Origin of the sequence: Methanosarcina sp., from assembly GCF_028693135.1 — an archaeon.
GTDB lineage: Archaea > Halobacteriota > Methanosarcinia > Methanosarcinales > Methanosarcinaceae > Methanosarcina.
Window position 1 is genome coordinate 77272 of sequence record NZ_JAQUVZ010000013.1, and the last position, 19841, is coordinate 97112.

Consider the following 19841-nt stretch of genomic DNA (forward strand, 5'->3'; position numbering starts at 1 on the left):
AGGTAAGAACATTTCAAAGAACCATGAATTGGAAAACAGCGAGGGCATTATCACCTTTCTGGGCGCTCCTGCCGGAGCAGGGGAAGAAGTATTTGAGAGCTGTCAGATAAAGGGTGTTATTTTTGACTGCTACCAGACGCTTATCGATATCCACACCGAAGAACACAGGATCGAGACTTACGAGACTGTAAGCGCATGGCTTGCTTACCATGGGGTAAAAATAAAGCCGGAAAAGCTATGGGATACTTACATGTTTAAGGTGCAGGAAAGGATGGAGGACTCAAAGGAGATATACCCCGAGATCAGGGTGGAGGAAATCTTTGCCGAGATCTGCAGGGAAAACTCTATCTGGAAAATCGATGAAAAACTCCTCGGAATTGAGACCTCAAGAGTCTTTCGGGCAGCATCTATACGAAAAATCCGCCCATTTCCTCAGAGCATAAAGCTAATTGAGCACTGCATAAACATCCCCAAGTGCATAATCTCCAACGGACAGAGGGTCTTTTCCGAACTGGAACTCCGGTACCTCGGGCTCTACGATTACTTTGATTTTGTGATTTTCTCGTCGGATGTAGGGTACAAGAAACCTGACCTCAGGCTTTTCATGACCGCACTCAAAAGGATGGAACTCGAACTCGAACCCAAGTGTGTTATGTCCCTCGGGGACTCTTACGAAAACGAGATACTTCCAGCCAGAAAGCTCGGGATGAGGGCCATGACTATTGAAGAAGCCTGGAAGCAGTTCGAACTAACTGACTGATTTTAAAAAACGTTCCCTTTCTTTTTTGGAGCTGCTTATTTTTAACTCTCTTTCTATTTTTGTTAGTCCCGGGTCCATCTCCTGATATTTTTAAAATATCAGAAAATGAATGGTCCGGCTTTCGACCCCACTCTATCTGATTTTGCAATAATGTTCGTTCAAGAGAATGAGAGATAGAAGAGTATTTGAGCAGGGAGCTATAGGTAACATGGGGATATATATTGTTCTTAGAACTACTATGGGTATTTACACAATATCTATATACTATTAGGCACATTGTCATATAAGTAGAGAAAAAATATACACAAGATCCGATCCAGGATAAAATTTGATTAAATTAAAAAAATAAAGGGAGAAGCCCTATGCTCCAAAATGGAAAAATTAAAGGTTTAATCTTTGACTGTTATAAAACTCTCATTGACATCAAAACAGATGAAGGAAGCCGGGAAACAAACGAAAAAGTAAGTAAATGGTTACTTTATCAGGGAGTGAGGATAGAACCCAATCGGCTCAGGGAAGAATACAGGTGGAAAGTTATAGGCAGGCTTGGGAACTCAGGCCAGCAGCACCCTGATATCCGTATAGAAGAGATTTTTACCGAGATCTGCGCCGAAAATGCCTTTAGAGAAATCGATCCCTTCTGGCTTGGGATTGAAACAGCCAAGGTCTTCAGAACTGCGTCTTTAAAGAAACTGGAAGCTTACCCTCAGAGCCTGCGCCTGCTTGAAAAATATAGAAATATCCCCAAATGCATTGTTTCCAATGCTCAGAGGGTTTTTACGGAACAGGAGCTTCGCTTCCTGGGCCTGTACGATCGTTTTAATTTTGTAATTATGTCTTCGGACCACCGTATCAAGAAGCCTGACACCCGGCTCTTCAGGATGGCTCTCGACGGCCTGGGGCTTGAGCCCTGGGAAGTGCTCTCTATCGGAGACACACCGGAAAACGATATATATCCACCTCAGAGCCTCGGAATGAATGCAATGCACATCCACAGCGCGTGGAAATACGCATAAATTAAGTATTATATGTTTTTTCGTTTAACTTTTTTAATTTATTTGCTTTTAGTGTATGTGTCATTAAAGAGCTAAGCTTGTTATTGTGGCTAGTTTGCCTGATTAAAGAGCTTTTTATTGTGTAAACAACTCCTGTCTCAGTAATCAGTAGAATTATCATTATTGCATCAACAATTATTGTCTAAACAATAATATTTAACATAACCGCCTGTTACCCACGATTTGTCACTTCGTCAGCTTTTTCCCGCAATACTCGCGTAGATAAATGGAGAAAATATACAAAAGGGTCCTGGAAACGAAAGATCACTTGAAAAATAAGGGTCCACCTGAAAATCAGGAATGATCCAGCTTCGATAAAAAAGATGGACAAAAATTGTTAAGAAAACCACTTTAAGCAGTAAAGTAAACTGCTTTAAGCAGTATGATTATTGTATTTTCTGCAGTTTCAGGTTTCAAGCACTTCAATATCCAGGTCGGCATTAATAATATAATCAAAGTTAATAACCTGATCCCATTTCTGCTGCATAAACATCGACTGGAAACAGACTCCTATAATTTTTCTTTTATCCGACCCTTCGAGGACCTTGATTGCAATTTCTCCAGTTTGTACAAGGTCTGTGCCAATCTTTGGCATTGCAAGCCCGCCAAGCAGGACAACGACGTCAGCATGACCATCTACAGGTTCTCCAAGCTGCATCCCCTCAGGAGCCATGGATATTGACCTGGCTTTTTCAAAGTTCAGATTGGGGATAAAAGCAAGTTTTCGGTCCCTGACCACAAAACCCAGAAGCTCGGCAAAGGGGGTGCAAAAGCCCGGAGTCCCAACAAAAGTGATCTTTTCTGCTCCTTCGACAAGGCCCCTGAAACTGTTCAGGATTCCTCCTACTCCTTGAGATGTGTTTATTATCTTCATGAAAATCTTCTCCTAACTCTTCTCCTTATTGATGTTTCACTAAAATCCTGCTTTTTGAGCACTTTCTTTGCAGCAATATTTTTGTGCAAATTATATCTGTTTCTACAATAAGATTGGAAACATCTCCTTAAATAAGTTGAGTTGATGACTAAACTCACCTCAAGTTCTACATATATCTAACGGAATATTATTACTGAACGTAATAAAAATTACAACAAAAATATGGCAGCCGAAAATAGTTAAAAATTTTCCGATAAAGTTAAGGTACCTGAAAACAACCAGAGCCTGAAACATGAAAAGCTTACAGAATACGAGATTTTAGAGTTTTATGCTACTCCTGACACCCGCGCTCATGATAAGAATCAAAAGCATTTATAAAAAGCATTAAAAGCATTTATAAAAAGCATTAAAAGCATTTATAAAAAGCATTTTTCAGATGTAACAAAACAGCGTAAGAATAGAAATTGATGCAGGGAGGACATGTTGAACACAGAGTTTTCAACCTCCAATCGCTTTTTAGGGATTGGTTATTAGATGGATTTTTAATCTTAATTGTTCAGAAAAAATAAATCAAATTGGCTCTCAGTTAATGAACTGAGAGTTTCCCAATTAATAAAGTTCCTTATCCACAATTTTCAATTCTATTATCGTGGATGTTTACATTTGTTTCTTTTGTATTCAAATGTACTATTGCAGGAGCAGATAAGTCATGGAAATAGTTGCCGGAAGCTTCTATGTTGTTAAGAGTTCCCTGTAATTCTAAACCTGCATATCCGCCGCCAGATGTAGTACATTCATTGTTTGTCATGACTCCATCGGTAACGGAATCGAACCTAACGGATGAATTAGTTCGGTTAATAAATTTAGAGTTTTTAACTGTAATGCCATTTACATGATAGGCATATACACCGTCATGTCCACATTTGTTTACAGTTACCGTATCTATCACTATGTTACTGGACTTTGAAATAAGCATGGCATCATTACATCCATTCTGGAATGTAACATTCTGGATTGTTAATCCATTGCAATTTACTATGGTTGCCATGTTATAACAGGAGGTTCCAAGCCTGACACCTGAGTAATAGTCACTCTGACTACCATCAACAGTTAAGCTTCTTATTGCAACATTGCTTGCAGAACCGCCTCTGACCATAAGCATAGCTTTCTTTTCTGAAATACTACTTTCACGCCCACCCCAGACAGGTAGTCCTTTGGCGAGCTTAATTATTACACCGGAATCTCCTTCAAGGATCGTGTCGCTGCCGATCAGAAGAGAATCGCCTATAACATATGTGAATGGGCCTTTGAGATGGACGGTTGTGCCTGGATTATTTGCTGCAGATTCAAGAGCCTGGTTAATCTGGACATGATCGTCCTTTCCATCACAATTGAAGTCTCCGCTTCCATCTCCGGCAACAGTTATAGTTTGCGTACTCTGGGCGCATAGTGCAGCCGGTACGGTAGTCATAATAAGACAGATTGCCAGGAATAGGGTTCCTAGCTGACGTTTTAGCATCATATCACCTTTGGGTTGGATTATAGGGATTTAAGTAAATCAAAATATTATAGGGTAATTCTTTACTTTTCCCAAAATTTCATATTACGTACTCGTAATACCTTTTTTCCGAAACTAATTAGATCGACTCTTCAAAGAATCATATAATTAGGTCGGATCTATGCGATAATTCTAAATTCGATATTACGTCTTCGTAATATTTTTGAACCTATCCAATTCGGTTCTCTGCGTTTTTGTGGGGCGGACACGGTGCACACAGAGTTTCCACGCTCCAATCACTTGATTAGGGACTGGTCACTGGAGGTGGCAGGACATGAGAAGCTCTGGCTTCTACCAGTCAAACGTTGTTTTTGACCAGTTACTGAACATAGGATACTGATCTTCTGGTCAATACTTCCTGTTTTAATTAATCATGGCCTTTAGCCAGGTCAACTCCTCTGAAAGAGTTTTTCATTCACCTGTTATTGAATTAATGAGTTGACATTCTGGGCTTATGTGACCCTGTTATAAAAGATTTTTGGTATTTTGGCAAATAAATTTAATAAGTGTGCCTCACAATTAGGTTTAATTATAATTGTTTCGGGCTTTTGAATCCATGAATAAACAGGATATTAAGGGAATTATTGCGTGAATTAAAAGGATAAAATTTATAATTATAAGAGATTTTCAAGTTTTACATGCCTGTTTTTTTATTTGGACGAAGTTCAGGTACATACATAGTTTCCCATTTTCATCCTTCGATTATCATCCTTAATAATTTTAGGCAAATTTATTCATTGATACAAATATAAAAAAGTTGAGTTTGTAAAAAATTGTCCACGGTTTTGCCATTTATTGACATTTACATGTTACTATATGCTATTTTTTCATTATGATTTTGAAACGTTAATTATCTTCTGGAATCGTCAAAATTCAGATCAATTATTAGCATATAATGGCCGCCATTAATAAATTACAATTGATTTTTAAAAGTCTTATGTGGAGTAAATTAATAATATTACTGTGGAACTTATGCAGTTATAAATTTAGAATGTGGCGTATTTCATTACTTCGTTAATGTTACAATTAATTTTATTTATATCCAGGTTGAATTATATCTAAATCCCTGCCACTTTATGAATCTTCAATTCAAGTGATTCCATTTTTAATTAATTATAGCTCCAGTCTTAGAAAATCTCTCAAGGGAAACATTACACACGCCCTTTAAGACCTTTCTTTCTGCCAGCGACCTTTCCATATCATAAAACGGTTTTATTCTTCTGTTTTATTCCTTAATTATCCATGACCTGTTGCTCGGATACTCTCATTTTGATTCTTATCCATATTTCTCATATATATAGTACATTTGTTATCCGGCACAGAATCTTTGTCTTTGGTAACATGGTTTTGAGCGTAAATGCTTACATTTAACTCAGGGGGTGCAGAGGCTCAGCAGGAAGTCCCCTTCCTCGGAGAGCTTCTGCCCGACAGAGGGGAGCAGTTCACGAATCAATAACCATGAAAAAGTTGATTCTGAAAAGACTTGTTTTGCAGGAATATCTTTTCCATCTTCTACAAGAATACTGATATAGTAATCCCCTTTACACGTCCCTGATATGGTAGCTGTTTTAAGCTCTCCTTATATGGTTTAACAACTTATGTATTTTTAGTTAAACAGGAAATGTGGGACCAAAAATCATCGCAAATTTTTGATAATGTATCAGATAATCTTTGTTTGCAAGTATCGGAAAAACGTACAGGAACCAATTAGCGAAGAGCTTAAACAAATTAGATCTGATATTTCAAAAGAATCGAACTTTGAAATTCTCGAAATGGAAACTGACAAAGATCATATTCATTTCCTGATTAAGAGTGAGCCAAAAGTTAGTGTTCTGTCAATTGTCAGAAAATTGAAACAAGAATCTACTAACAGGTTGTGGAAAGTGCAAAAAGAGTATCTGGAGAAGTATTTGAAGAAGTATTATTGGGGTGAAAATACGTTATGGAGTGAGGGGTATTTTGCGTCTACTATCGGAAAAGTTAGTAAAGAACCTGCCGAATATTATATACGGAATCAGGGTTGAAGTTGACGCTTATATCCCCTGAGCTAAAACTCAGGGGTTTTACACTTTTTCATATAACAAAATTTTCATATAAAAACATTTAAAAAAATTTAAAACATGAACCGCTTGATTTTGGGCAACTTCGTTTAGGTTTTCTATCTGCTCATCTTTAATGAGCAGCTGGTTTTTCGACAGGCAAGGTATTCACACCGGATTTCCAACATTCCGATCCTTATCCTGGAAGTTGAGTATAATCCTTCCACGTATGGTTGTCGGGTTTAATAATGGATCGGATTAGAACCATACCTTGAACCAGTTTGTTTTTCATCTTCTACTTTTATTTTATGCGTTACAGTTTCATCAGCTGGTTTTTCGTCTTCTACTTTTATGTTATGCGTTACAGTTTCATCAGCTGGTTTTTCGTCTTCTACTTTTATGTTATGCCAACCACATAAACAGCGACCTTCTTTGCAATTCATGAAGTATTTTACAACACAAGCAAACCCTATTGCTGCTAAGATACAACCCACTATTTTCATAAATTTATTCACAATTATTCACTCCAGATTATTATTGCACTTTATTGTTTATGAAGATACGCAAACAAGCAGAAAGTCGTAATTAACCCCTGTTTGACAGATTATACTATAATAATACTATAGTCAGGCATAATACTATAGTCAGGCCTCATGCACTTAAGGTACAAAACCAAGTACATCAGGCATTACACTTAAATACATGTTTTAGACAATTGGCGATCTATTGTGGTTTAATGCTATTGATTTCTCCTTTAAATTACGTAAGTCCTAAATGATAAACACACCTGCGAAAGAATGTGGGATCACCGATTCAAAGTGGACACTACGAGACCTTCTAACGCTTAAGTGTTTCAAAACACCAATCACATAACAATTGACAACCTACCGTTTCCCCGGGAAAAAAATACAATCAACAAAAACTAGACATAAAAACTAAACACATAATCTGACATTTTCTGCACAGTCAGAGCTTTCTATTGCATCCAAAACCAGATATATTTAAATAATCGCAAGCACTCTAAAACCCAAGAAATTCTTACACTTATTTCCTAATCATGGAGTGTCTTTATGACAGAATCGGAAATTCCAAAAGAATACAATGCAAACGAGGTTGAGGAAAAGTGGATGGAGAACTGGAACCTCTCCATGTACCACTTCAACTGGGGAGAAGATACCCGCCCCCAGTATATTATTGATACCCCGCCTCCTTATCCTACAGGCAATTTCCACATCGGAAACGCGCTCAACTGGTGTTATATCGACTTTATCGCCAGATACAAACGCATGCAGGGATATAACGTAATGTTCCCCCAGGGCTGGGACTGCCACGGCTTGCCAACGGAAGTTAAGGTTGAAGAAACCCATGGCATTACGAAAAACCAGGTCCCCAGAGCGGAGTTCCGCAGGATGTGCAGGGAGCTTACGGGAGGAAACATCGACAAGATGCGCAAAACAATGCTGCGTCTGGGTTTTTCCGTGGACTGGAGCAACGAATTCGTTACCATGGAGCCCTCATACTTTGTAAAGACACAGAAGTCCTTTGTCAAGATGTACAATGGCGGGCACATTTATCACGAAGACCACCCTGTCAACTGGTGCCCTCGCTGTGAAACTGCCATTGCTTTTGCAGAAGTAGAGTATGATGCCAGGCAAACGAAACTTAACTTCGTCCACTTTGACAAAGTAGACATCGCAACCACAAGGCCAGAACTGATGGCAGCCTGTGTTGCCGTAGCCGTAAGCCCCAAAGACGAACGCTACAAAGAATACGTAGGACAGACCCTCACAGTGCCTATCTTCGGGCAGAAAGTGCCACTGATTGAAGACGAAGATGTTGAACCTGAATTCGGGACCGGAGCTGTGATGATCTGTACCTTTGGGGACAAGCAGGACGTGCGCTGGTGGTTAAAGTATGGACTGCCTCTAATAAAAGCCATCGACAAACAGGGTAAGATGACAAAAGCAGCAGGCAAATATGAAGGAATGAGCCTGGCCGAATGCAGGGAAGCTGTAATTGCAGACCTGAAAGCCGGGAGTTTCCTCTATGACCAGAAGCCTCTTGATCAGAATGTAGGGCTCTGCTGGCGCTGCTCCACTCCGATTGAAATCCTTTCCGAACCCCAGTGGTTCGTAAAAATTAACCCTGAAGGTATCCTGAAAGCTGCAGATGAGATTAACTGGTACCCTGAATATATGAAGGTCAGGCTCCAGAACTGGACAGGCACGATGGAATGGGACTGGTGTATCTCCAGGCAGAGGATCTTTGCAACCCCGATTCCCATCTGGTTCTGCAAAAAGTGCGGGGAGGTCATGATTGCCGAAGAGAGCTGGCTCCCTATCGACCCCAACGAAAATACACCAAAAAAAGCCTGTGCCTGCGGTTCAACTGAGTTTGAACCTGAGACAGATGTGCTGGACACCTGGATGGACTCCTCGATCACTGCTCTGCACGTATCGGGATGGGAAAGCGAGCATGAGCTCCGCCTGCCTGCACAGATCCGCCCCCAGGGGCATGACATTATCAGGACCTGGGCTTTCTACACAATTCTGAGGAGCCTGGCTCTTGAAGGCAAACGTCCCTGGGACTCTATAATGGTCAACGGGATGGTGCTCGGACCGGACGGGCATAAGATGAGCAAGTCTCTCGGAAATGTAATCTCCCCTGAAGAAGTGACAGCACAGCACAGTGCTGACGCTTTCAGGCAGTGGGGTGCTGTTGGAGGTTCCACAGGCTCAGATGTTATGTTCCGCTGGAAAGATGTGGTTTCAGCCTCACGCTTCCTGCAGAAGATGTGGAGCATCTACCGATTCTCGATGTCCCACTTAAAGGACTTTAAACCTGAAGATGCTGAAAACTTCCCCCTGGATTCCCTCCTTCCAATTGACAGGTGGCTCCTGAGCAAGCTTAACAGGCTTGTTGACACTGCCACAAAGGAGCTTGACGGATACCAGTTTGATTCCACATTCAAGGCCATAAGAGGCTTTGCCTGGGAAGTCCTTGCAGATAACTACCTGGAACTTGTGAAAGGCAGGCTCTACGGAGAAGACCCTGAAGGCAAGAAAGCAGCCCGGTATGTACTTTACACAACAATCAGGACCCTCTCCCTTCTGCTTGCTCCGTTCATACCTTTCTTTGCAGAAGAGATGTACTCCAGGTTCAGCAGTGAAAGTGTACATATCCAGGCCTGGCCTGCAGTTGACGAAAGCCTGATAAGCGAAGAAGCAGAAGCCGCCGGCGAAATGATCAAAGAGATCACGAGCGAGGTCCGCAGATATAAATCAGACAAGGGAATGGCTCTGAACTCCCCTCTGAAAAAAATAGAGATCTACAATGTAAAGATCGATACAGGGGATATTGCAGGGGCTACGAACTCTGAAGTGGAGCTTATGGAAGGTGCTCCTTCATTTGAGTATGTGCCTGTGGAAGTAAAGCCTAATATGGGCTTCCTGGGACCACGCTTCAGGAAAGATGCCGGAGCCGTTGTGAAAGCTCTTCAGGCAGAAGATCCTGCTGCAATTGAAGCTCAGGCAGCTTCAGGAAAAATAACCGTTACCGTAAACGGCGAAGCAATAGAACTCGAACCCGGGGCAGTTGAAGTCCGGAAAGAAGTAATCTCCGGTGGCCGTGAGGTAGACGTTCTTGATATAAAAGGCGCAGTAGTCGTAATTGTCAGGTAAGCCGAAGCTTACCTTCCCGACTTTCGCCTCGCCCGAATTGCGCCTCGGGAGTACGCGGTCCTTTTCGCTGCGCTCAAGAGGACTACTTTATGGATTTTAGTAGTGAACTTATTCGCTGCGCTGAAGAGGACTAATTTATAGGTTAGAGCAGTGAGCTTCGTTCAGAAGGGCTAAGCTACACTATCTCTAATCTATACAACGTCATTAGCTGTTTTAAGTCGTTCTTGCCACGCTCGACGCAGGAGAGCGGCCTTTCCCAGAAAAAGAAAAAAGAAAAGAATGAGCCCTCTGGGAAACAACTGGTGACACCTGTAAGGAACTAATATGTAGAAGTGAACAGGGAAATTGAGAACTATCTGCTTCTTTTACCTTTTTTTGCTTTTTTTGAAAATCGATCCCCCGATTAAGGCAAGTATTTTCTTGAACCTGAAGGCATTCCTTCAGTATTTTATCTCCCTTAATTGCGGGGTTGGTTTGCAGGTTATTTTTTATCTGGCTGACAGGCGACTCATCCCGTTGCGGCGCAGAGAGAAATAAATTAAAGATTTCCTCCGGGACTCCGGGATAGATCAAACAGTTAATCAGGAACCAACTGTGGGAGAGGATTTCAATTAACCTGTAATTCCAGCAAATTTCTATTGGAATTTACAACATGGTGCTTAATTTTTCAGGTTTTTCGAAATCCTCATACATATTTTTAATTATTTACTGGCATTTTACCTCTTTACCAGCATCAGAGAAAAAGAGAATATGAGAAGCGCTGCATAGAACATTACACCGGAATCAAATCTGTTATACAGGGACAACCATGTGTATACAAGCATTGATCCTGAAAATACTGCTAAAACTATAAGTCCAATATATTTTGCATCTACCATTTTTCATCACTCACTTTGCTTTATATATACAATTTATTTTTTTATTTAAGTTCAGATCTCAGTTAGAGTACTGAAAATTTTTGATCATTCCTATCATAAACCGTTGATAAGTTATGATTTTAAATATCGCCCGTGTTTTTTTAGATCCTTGAGAACACCTTCAAGGTCGGATTTCATAAGCTTCAAATCCAGATCTTCTCCTTGAATCTCACCCATAAAATTGACCTTCTTTTCATTAGAAATTACGATATCATTTTTTAGTGAAGCTAATAGACTGTCACTTTCGTCACCAAACTTTATTTCTGTATAATCGGCATCAAATGAGAAGTTATCTTCATCGGGTTCATTATCCAGTCCATCAATTTTAATATCAAATTCATTCCCATCTAACATTAAATCCTTCTCAAGTGATTCATCAAATTCTGAAGGCATCGCACCAAAAAACGGTTCTGCTATATTAGCTTCAGAACTATTGCTTTTTAAAGTGCTTGCCGTGGACATTTTAGTTAGAAGGTCATTATCAAAATCTAACTCGTCTTTTTTGGATTCGACCACTTTCTCAAGATTGTTAACATCATCAGTTACGCTAAATTTTGAATTTGGTTCCTTTTTATTCTGTTCCTTTTTATCAGATAAGGAAACAAATATTTCGTCATCATGTTTATTCCTGCGAGGTAAAGTGGATGAAATAGATGAAATTTTATTGCGTAAGTTACCAAAAAACTTCTGAATAGCATCTTTTGTTTTAAGGAATATTGGTTCCACTTTTTCAGGGTTATTTTTGCTGGAGTCTCTTTTGACTGAAATGGAGCTTTTCCGACTTGAATCGAAGCTATTCTGGATTGAACCACGAAGTTTTTTGCTATACTCAGAAAAATGCTTCAAGCTCTCAGAGCTAAAAGTTGTTATTTTCTGAGTCAGATTCGAAAAAGACTTAAACTCCTCGAGATCGACTGGCACTCCGCCTTTACTTTTATATTTATCATAGAGAGTTGTTGTCCCCATTATAGCCAGAGTTACAAAAATACCTATAAAGATCGTAAAATTTGTTTCGTATATGGTTTTTAAGTCCATATTTATACACCTGCTGCAAGACTATCAAGTGCTCCATTAAATGAAAAGGCCATTTCCACTAAAGGAGGAGTTATAATCATCAGTATTCCTGACAGGATAAATATAGATATACCATAATAGATTGCTAAGTACATTGGTCCCCCTTTTACAGCAACAATTGCTAATATGTTAGCAAGAGTTAGAATAATAATAACTATTACAACAAATTTCCCGAGTAATTCGACCGGAACCCCACCAAATATTCCCATATTCATGCCACCCATGCCGCTGGGCATAATATCTCCAAGTTCTCCGTTATTAGCCTCAAACTGGGAAAAAAGGGTTGATATGATAGTAGAAAAAATCGTAAGGATCTGGCCGATGAAAAGAAGAAGGGAAACCATTGCTACATGCAGAGGTATGACAAGACTGGTAAATCCTTTGGATATGCGTTCCCTTTTCATTCTTAAAAGAACCAGTTCAAGGTTGGACGAGCTCACAAGCTCCCCTACTACTTCTGCATTACCCCCGAAATTTACAGCATCTACAAAAACATTTGTAAATTTGTAAATCAAATAGCTGCCCGTTTCTCCGACAAATCTCTCCCAGCACAGCGTAGAATCCAGTCCGGTTGCCAGTTTCTTGTAGAGCTCCTGGCTCATGTCTTTGAGCTCTCCAAGGTTTTTAGGATCAATCTTTTGAAGGGCTTTTGGAACTGTCAGACCGGAACCACTTATAATAGACCCAAGACTTCTTATGAAAGTGGTATAACTTTCATCCCTTTTGTTAATTTTATCAATATCTCTATTTGCCGCAATCCCGACAGGCAGCATAATAACTCCTGCAAGAATCATTCCGACTCCTTTAATATCAATGAAAAAATCAGGTGAACCGATAAGAGCCGGTATAATGGTGAATATTATAACAGACAGAGCAGATAAAATAAGAGTAAGAGGAAGCCACTTATGGATGTATACCTGCTCTGTTGATTTTACGCTTAAACCGTGGACTTTAGAATCTTTAGGAGAGGATGAAAAAAGTAAGCCCACCCCAAGAAACGCCATAAAAAATATAATAACCATTGTGGAATGAAGCGTATCTGCCGGATCCCCAATATTATATAAAATTACTGAAAGTAATATAATAATAGCTACAAGGGAGGTAGAAACAAGCAACGCTGTGTAAGCGTTTGACCATTCTTTGGTGGTTTCAAGGTCTCTTTCGAACTCGTCTATTCTTTTTGTCTTAAATAATTTCCATTCTTTGGTTAGAAATTCATTATCAGGTTCTCCTGCAGCTATAGCATTTGATAACCTGTTAAGAAGTTCCCGCATTCTATCGTGAGTTACTTTTGTGGATATGAGTTCACACGCATTGGCGTAATCATAATGCCAGTTCTGAGCCAGTTCTCTAATCTGACCAAAATATTCACTTGGACAATATTCTTTCTTATTAGATATGCTTGAGAATATTTTGTCTCTTGTTAGATTAGCAGTTGAGATTGACGCCATATAAGTAAGAGTAAAAAGCAGATCGTTACTCATAAAGAGTTCTTTCTGGTAACGTCTGAGTTTAAGAGAAAGCCAGTCTAAAATAGATTGTGAATTAGACTTTTTGTTGAAAATGTTTTTTACCCCATAGGTTCCCATCTAAATCACCATTAGAATTGAACTCTCAGCATACCATGTTTTGTAATCTTTGCGACTGTATTGAAAAAGTCGTAATAATTTACAATTCCTTCATTGTTTAATCTCTCCAGTATTTTTGCCCTTTTTTCTATTTCATCATACATGACTTTCTTTTTCTTGCCAGGAATTCCAAGCCTTGAAGCAATTTTATTTTCAAGGATATATGAACTTCCCAGAGCACTGAAAATAAATGAATCAGTAACAGGGTCCCAGGAAAAGGCTTCAATGAATGAAATTCCACCTTTATCCGGATTGTAGCCGAGAACCTCATTTATACTGATAACTCTTCTCACAAGTTTACCATCCGGTCTCCGAACCGCAGATTGAATTATGACAAAGTTGAGGTTATCTACGTACGTTTTAGGAATATTAATAGGATCAGCGGTAATTCTCTGGATCAATTTTTCTACGTTTGCAGCGTGAAAGGTTGACATGACAGGGTGTCCGGTCTGCATAGCCTGGAATGCTACGTTTCCTTCAACGCCTCGAATTTCTCCGACAATGATGTAGTTTGGCCTCTGCCTCAATGCTGCTTTGAGGAGGTCAAACATTGTAACATCCGAACCGCTGCCTTCCCCGATTCCTGCACCCCTCGTACTTCCTCTTGTTGTTTCTCTTGTCCAGTTTTTATGAGGGATCTGCAATTCAGGCGTATCTTCAATTGAAACCAGTTTTGCATCAGGATTTATAAATGCTGTAATACCATTCAACGTAGTTGTTTTTCCACTCGCAGTTTCCCCGCAGATAAAACCGCTCATTCCTTCCCCGATCAGAATCCACAGGTAAGCTGCCATCCTGTAATCCATGGTCCCACCTTTTATAACCTGAAGAATACTGAACGGAATGTCAGCGAATTTTCGTATGGTGAAATTACTCCCGTTTTTACTGATATCGTCCCCAAAAACAATATTAATCCTTGACCCGTCCGGGAGGGTGGAGTCCACTATGGGGTTCTTGAAAGTGATGGGCTTTCCGATCCTCTCTGCAAGCCTGATAATATATTTATTGAGTGCATCATTGTCATTAAATTCAAGAACGCTTCTCAAACCCTTGAACACCTTATGTTCAATAAAGATCGGTCCCAGACCATTGCATGTTATATCTTCAATATGCCTGTCATTTATGTAGGGATCAAGGAAGCCCACTCCTATTTTGTCTCTGATAACTGAGTATTTCAGAGCGTCATACTGCTCCTTTGTTACGTACATATGCTTTTTATCCAGATTGCCCCTGGATGGAAATAATATGGACCCAAATAGTTTATTAACCCCGGAAGTGGAATTGCCAGCTGGCTTTTTTTTGCCTATTATGCAAATAGACTCCAGGGCTTCTCTAAGTATCCTTTCCTTTTCTACTACATTTTCAGGATCAAAATCAACCCCGGTAAGATAATCCACAAGTTGGATTTCCATTTCTTTAATGCGGCTCCCAACTCCGGTAAGAAGTATAGGCTCAATAGGAATATAGAAATTCCTTACGTCGTTTTTGTTTGGATAAATGTGCACATAGATCTGATCGTTGACCTTGTAGATCAAATTGGAATCTTCGATATCGCCGTGTTTTGATTCAAGATTAGAAACATATCTGGGTATACCCATTGTATCTATGGGCAGGATATGCAGGTACTCCAGAAGATGAAGGTTGATTTCGACCTCCTTTTTCATTTCCGGAGGGAGGAGCTTGTAAAGGTTACATGTTTTCAGGTTTGAATGGTCATGCCCATCATATTTTTTTGGTTTAAACGGAAAATTTGTATATACTCCTGCATTAAGCACCTGACCATCTTCAATAATCAGCTTCTCTTCAATACTCAGCTTATCCTCAATACTCTCCATGTCAACTCCATGTGTGGTTAGTTACTTTAAAATTTTTTTAGACTCTGGCCTGTGATATTGGAATTATCTTTAAACCGAATCCAGGCTGGACTTCAAAACTCACTATATTACCTGTGCTTTTCTTAGCCCCTCTGATTTTTGCGACTTCCATAACGCTAATATAGCGATCAGTGAGCTGCTCCTTTCTCAGAAATAGATGACAATCACATGAAGACCTTATTCTGACAAGTGTGTCCTCTTTGAAAGCGTGTTGATGCAAAGTAATGAAGATCGTGTACCCTTTGTCACACAAATTTTTCAAACTTGTGAGGAATCCAAGTATGTTATCCTCATCAGAGTAAGTAGTAAACATTGTGAGGGAGTCAATTATAATGACTTTTTCTTTAATACTTTTAATGTGATTTATAACAAGATGCAGAGTCCCTTTCATTTGCATGGAAGTCCATTCAACACCGTCAAGATGAACCGGAAAAATCCTAAAATAGCCCCATACGTAAAAATCCGAGATGTCAAGGCTCAGACTATCCATTTGAGCCAGCATGCTTTTAATGGTATTTTCAGTTGAATAATAGGCTATCCTGTAAAGTTGATTCAATCCGCCATACACCATTTGCTGGCAGAATACACTCTTCCCGGTATCGTTTTCACCTTCAATGAGTACAAGGGAACCTAAAGGGATGCCCTCACCTAATTTTTTATCAATTTCATCATTGCCACTTGAAATAATGCCCTCTTTATCCTCTGTTTGCCCCATTTTATTCACCCACATGTTCTGCAGAAGAGACTATACCATTTTCAGTGATAATTTTTACAATAAAACTGTCATCGGATTCAAGATCAATTAATAATGCAACGTTAATACTTTCATGCGGGTCCAGAATACCGGGATTTATTAGCTCGTCATCAAATGTTATTATGTACTGAGACTCATTCAAATAGGACACCTGACCATTTTTAACTAAGATAACATCCCAGAGACCAAAGTCGATTAATTTGGTTTCACCTGTATTTACAATTGTGAAACTGGTAAGATTTGTTGAAACGTTAAACCTTAGATCCTGAATTTCAATACTGGTGTGAAGCCTATCCATAGTTGTTTCATGAATTGCAACGTATCCGTGATAAGAAGATTCGAGAAGATTACTGGTCCCCATTGTTACAGTACCCGCTACAACAAGAATAGTTCCAACTACAAAGAACGCCACAATTACTGTATCAAGGCCCATAATATCACTTTGAGAATGTATCTGATACTGATATCCCGTTGTAAAGGAAAAAACTAATTTTATAAGTGCCAGCTGGCAGAGAATCAAGATTTATTGCTATCTTAATGGTCTCTCCACGGTTCCATGTATCACCACTATCCCCATTCTCAAGAGTGTAAACCCATGAAGGAGATAAAGCAGATTCAAAACCAGGGTTCCAGTAGTTTGAAGAAGAAAGAAGAAAAACATCACAGAATTGTAGCTGTGAAAGGGGTATATTTGATGACCCGACATTTTTTACCCAGACGAAAACATCGTTACCTTCAGGGTAAATAAATATAATATCTATATCTGATTTAAACTGATCTTCCATAGTACGTGCAACGGAGTTATAAGATTCAGACAGACCATATACAGAAGGAAGAATGGCATTAACAAAGGACACTACAGCTATAACACTCACTATTATGAGTATTGCTGAAGTTATGACTTCCTTTGACATGCGTTCTTCACCGTATCATTTTCATTCAGGACATAGTCCAGTACCTTGGAGTCAAGAGACTGATCTTCGGGATTAAGTATATGATAAAGTCTATACAGGTCCACCACTGCGTCATCGAGGTTATTGTTTTTGCCCAGGATCTCAATGACTTTAAGAATAATCTCCTTAATATCATCGGGAATATACCCTAAGAGCGAGAAGACTCCAATTAATTCCTTTATGGCGTCCTGGTCATATTTCCCCACCATGTCCTTGCTCCAGACAATGGTCTTGTAAAAGGACAGGGGATCAATAAGTTTAGAGTCATTTCTTTTAGGCAATTTTTTAGCAACTTGCCTCATATCTTCAAATGGACTCTTATGGATCTGCTCCATTAATTCCAGGTCTATGTCATCAGACTCATTTTCTTTTGGTTCATCTTTTTTAGGCGGATGACCTTCTTTATTACCATCATCAGCAGGCTTGGGATCTATTATGGCACCGGAGATATTGGCAATACCCTGAATATTCTGAAAAGGGTTTTCCAGGACACTCATCGTTTCCCTTATGTCCATAAGGAGATTTTTGATAGAGCCTTTGATCTCAGTTACCTCTTCTTCAAGACTTGCAACTTTGGATTCTATAGTGTCGCTCTCAGCTGTAGCTACAATTTTATCAATCATGGACTGGTCGAAGGATTCCCTGCTATTCATCATATCACCAAAGCTGTAGCATTAAAAAATAAAAAATAATGGCACTCAGAAGAGTGTCATTATTGCTTCAATTTCAGACGAGTACCATTATTGCATCAATCGATGGAGGTGCCTGCCTGTGAATAGTATAGGAAGCTCCTTGAGGAGGTTTGATTTCAATCTGGAACTCTTCGTTAGGTCCTATATCATAAGTATTTACAGGGATTTTTAGTTCAAATTTCTCAAACTTGTCTAGGATGTCATCGGTGTTCCCGTTATACTTAGTTGTGATACTATATCCACTGTTAATAAGTGTTAATTCAGTTGGCGCTTCAGTTGGAGATGAAAAAACTATAAGAGTTTTATTAACGTCAACCGATGAACCGCCTGAAGTAAGTTGTATGAACAAATTGAGATCTTTAAGTGTATCATTTTCACCTGTGGCGACTAAATCTCCACTCAGTTCAACACTGCTGCTTGCCTGCATTACACCTGTGTGCACGACTTCCTGGCTCTTCTGGGTAGTATAGAACCCTGCTCCGAGCATGACGTAGCTGAAAACTGCAGCCACGACTACGAAGGCTACCAGCACAATTGCTGCTTCAAGCCCAGTAAACCCTTTCTCATCTTTTATAAGTTTATTCCACATGCCAGATCACCTCAGAAAACCGGATAATAATTGCCTGCAGTAAGTGCGGGAGGCATTGTTCGTTGAAGAATAAGGACTGCACCTTCTGGTGGTTTTACATCAATCTTGATATTTTCGTTTACTCCAGGCTCTGATGTTGTGAGATTGGTTAAATTGAGTATAATCTTATACTTCTCACCCTTTTCAATCAGGTTAACTGGACCACCGTTATTAACTACGTCAGTATAAGTCCAGTTCCCACTGGCACTATATGCGTCTGTTTTAAAATCATTATCATCTGTGTAGGTAATTATTGTTTTATTGAGGTCCACAGATGATCCACCGGCGGTGTTTGTTATATAAAATGTAACCGAAGCTACATCGTTATCAGCCCCTCCTTTCACAATTACATCTCCGGAAGGTGCAAGGCTGCTGCTTGCCTGTGCAACACCTGTGTGCACGACTTCCTGGCTTTTCTGGGTTGTATAGAAACCCGCTCCCAACATGACGTAGCTAAAAACTGCAGCTACGACGACGAAGGCTACCAGCACGATTGCTGCTTCAAGCCCCGTAAACCCTTTTTCATCTTTGATTAATCGATTCCACATTATAACTCACCATAATATATTGCAACTATTATAACATCAAATATAATATCTGAATATATTATAAATGTTTCGTATGTTAGGCATTTAACTTCCTATAAAAGTTTATAGAAATAAGAGTTAATTTGAAAAAAAAGGTATAGAAAAAGAGAGTTTATTAAGATTATTCATAGAAGGAATTAAACAAAATTTAACCCTATTGATATTGATTATAATTACAAGTTTGATCTAACTGCAGAATAAATGTGTTCCCATTTAGCTTTTATACAGGCATAAATAAGGGGGACTGCTTGATTAAATAATTTTTATAGTTATTGATGAAAAAAATAAGAAAGTAAAGTAGATGAATGATTTTCAATTAATTAACCAGTCGTTTTAATAATATAGAGGCTCACGATTCGTTTTTCCCCGAATTGCGGCGACACATACTCAGCAATTCTATAATTATAGACAAATAAATAAATTTTATAATAGGACTTCGGACATGCTTATGCATACGTCAACATAAAAATTACAGTGCCCCCCTATATTATAAGGAGTTAGAAAAAAATAGATTAGAAGAAGAACTTTAGTACAGAGATTTTCACATATGCCGTATAAATTCTCAATGAGCATCTTTTATCGCCAGTTTGAATGTATATATGAAGTAAAAAATGCCAGGATATGGGTAAAACACTTTTAACAGAAAAACGCACATGAAATTCTTCGAATAACATGCCCAAACAATGAAAGTCCTTTTCACTTACCTTTTTTTGATATTAACTCCATCATTACCTTGGGACAGGAAGGTTGTTTTTTATTTGGCTCTTC

At 39.2% G+C, this 19841-nt stretch carries 16 protein-coding genes and 1 pseudogene; 4 read left to right on the forward strand and 13 right to left on the reverse strand.

What is annotated here, in order from left to right:
* Positions 1 to 28: 28 nt before the first annotated feature.
* Complete coding sequence (locus PHF18_RS08530; RefSeq protein WP_300101198.1) at positions 29 to 760, forward strand: HAD family hydrolase; 732 nt, start codon at positions 29 to 31, stop codon at positions 758 to 760.
* A gap of 362 nt (positions 761 to 1122) precedes the next feature.
* A complete protein-coding gene (locus PHF18_RS08535) occupies positions 1123 to 1776 on the forward strand; it encodes an HAD family hydrolase (RefSeq protein ID WP_300101143.1) in 654 nt (217 codons plus the stop codon).
* A gap of 445 nt (positions 1777 to 2221) precedes the next feature.
* On the opposite strand, the gene PHF18_RS08540 is transcribed toward PHF18_RS08535, so the two are convergent.
* Both PHF18_RS08540 and PHF18_RS08545 read right to left on the reverse strand, forming a co-directional pair.
* The gene (locus tag PHF18_RS08540; protein ID WP_300101146.1) at positions 2222 to 2689 is read right to left on the reverse strand and encodes a DUF2124 family protein; all 468 of its coding nucleotides are present in this window, start codon (positions 2687 to 2689) and stop codon (positions 2222 to 2224) included.
* Between the two features lie 622 nt (positions 2690 to 3311).
* Positions 3312 to 4211 (reverse strand): right-handed parallel beta-helix repeat-containing protein, encoded by a 900-nt coding sequence (locus tag PHF18_RS08545; protein ID WP_300101149.1) that lies wholly within the window; start codon positions 4209 to 4211, stop codon positions 3312 to 3314.
* A 1634-nt stretch (positions 4212 to 5845) separates the two neighbouring features.
* Between PHF18_RS08545 and tnpA the strand changes: the two are divergent.
* Positions 5846 to 6271 (forward strand): annotated as a pseudogene (gene tnpA / locus PHF18_RS08550) (IS200/IS605 family transposase).
* Between the two features lie 257 nt (positions 6272 to 6528).
* Here tnpA and PHF18_RS08555 read toward each other — a convergent pair.
* Positions 6529 to 6801, reverse strand: a complete 273-nt coding sequence (locus PHF18_RS08555) for a hypothetical protein (protein ID WP_300101152.1) — start codon at positions 6799 to 6801, stop codon at positions 6529 to 6531.
* A gap of 555 nt (positions 6802 to 7356) precedes the next feature.
* Between PHF18_RS08555 and PHF18_RS08560 the strand changes: the two genes are divergently transcribed.
* On the forward strand, positions 7357 to 9966 hold the full coding sequence (locus PHF18_RS08560) for a valine--tRNA ligase (protein WP_300101155.1): 2610 nt from the start codon (positions 7357 to 7359) through the stop codon (positions 9964 to 9966).
* A gap of 716 nt (positions 9967 to 10682) precedes the next feature.
* On the opposite strand, the gene PHF18_RS08565 is transcribed toward PHF18_RS08560, so the two are convergent.
* The 10 genes from PHF18_RS08565 to PHF18_RS08610 form a co-directional block, all read right to left on the reverse strand.
* Positions 10683 to 10844 carry a hypothetical protein gene (locus tag PHF18_RS08565; protein WP_300101158.1) on the reverse strand — a complete coding sequence of 54 codons (162 nt, stop codon included), beginning with the start codon at positions 10842 to 10844 and terminating at the stop codon, positions 10683 to 10685.
* Positions 10845 to 10955: 111 nt separating this feature from the next.
* A complete protein-coding gene (locus tag PHF18_RS08570; RefSeq protein WP_300101161.1) occupies positions 10956 to 11918 on the reverse strand; it encodes a hypothetical protein in 963 nt (320 codons plus the stop codon).
* A gap of 2 nt (positions 11919 to 11920) precedes the next feature.
* Complete coding sequence (gene flaJ, locus PHF18_RS08575) at positions 11921 to 13546, reverse strand: archaellar assembly protein FlaJ (protein WP_300101164.1); 1626 nt, start codon at positions 13544 to 13546, stop codon at positions 11921 to 11923.
* A gap of 11 nt (positions 13547 to 13557) precedes the next feature.
* Positions 13558 to 15420, reverse strand: coding sequence for a type II/IV secretion system ATPase subunit (locus tag PHF18_RS08580; RefSeq protein WP_300101167.1), 1863 nt, complete (start codon positions 15418 to 15420; stop codon positions 13558 to 13560).
* A 37-nt stretch (positions 15421 to 15457) separates the two neighbouring features.
* Positions 15458 to 16174 carry an ATPase domain-containing protein gene (locus PHF18_RS08585; protein ID WP_300101171.1) on the reverse strand — a complete coding sequence of 239 codons (717 nt, stop codon included), beginning with the start codon at positions 16172 to 16174 and terminating at the stop codon, positions 15458 to 15460.
* 1 nt (position 16175) lies between these two features.
* A complete protein-coding gene (locus PHF18_RS08590; RefSeq protein ID WP_300101174.1) occupies positions 16176 to 16646 on the reverse strand; it encodes a flagellar protein FlaF in 471 nt (156 codons plus the stop codon).
* A 4-nt stretch (positions 16647 to 16650) separates the two neighbouring features.
* Positions 16651 to 17127 carry a hypothetical protein gene (locus PHF18_RS08595; RefSeq protein WP_300101177.1) on the reverse strand — a complete coding sequence of 159 codons (477 nt, stop codon included), beginning with the start codon at positions 17125 to 17127 and terminating at the stop codon, positions 16651 to 16653.
* Positions 17109 to 17822 carry a hypothetical protein gene (locus tag PHF18_RS08600; RefSeq protein WP_300101180.1) on the reverse strand — a complete coding sequence of 238 codons (714 nt, stop codon included), beginning with the start codon at positions 17820 to 17822 and terminating at the stop codon, positions 17109 to 17111. The genes PHF18_RS08595 and PHF18_RS08600 overlap by 19 nt, the downstream gene beginning before the upstream one ends.
* Positions 17823 to 17892: 70 nt before the next feature.
* Complete coding sequence (locus PHF18_RS08605) at positions 17893 to 18447, reverse strand: archaellin/type IV pilin N-terminal domain-containing protein (protein WP_300101183.1); 555 nt, start codon at positions 18445 to 18447, stop codon at positions 17893 to 17895.
* A gap of 11 nt (positions 18448 to 18458) precedes the next feature.
* Positions 18459 to 19034, reverse strand: a complete 576-nt coding sequence (locus PHF18_RS08610; protein ID WP_300101186.1) for an archaellin/type IV pilin N-terminal domain-containing protein — start codon at positions 19032 to 19034, stop codon at positions 18459 to 18461.
* Positions 19035 to 19841: the final 807 nt, after the last annotated feature.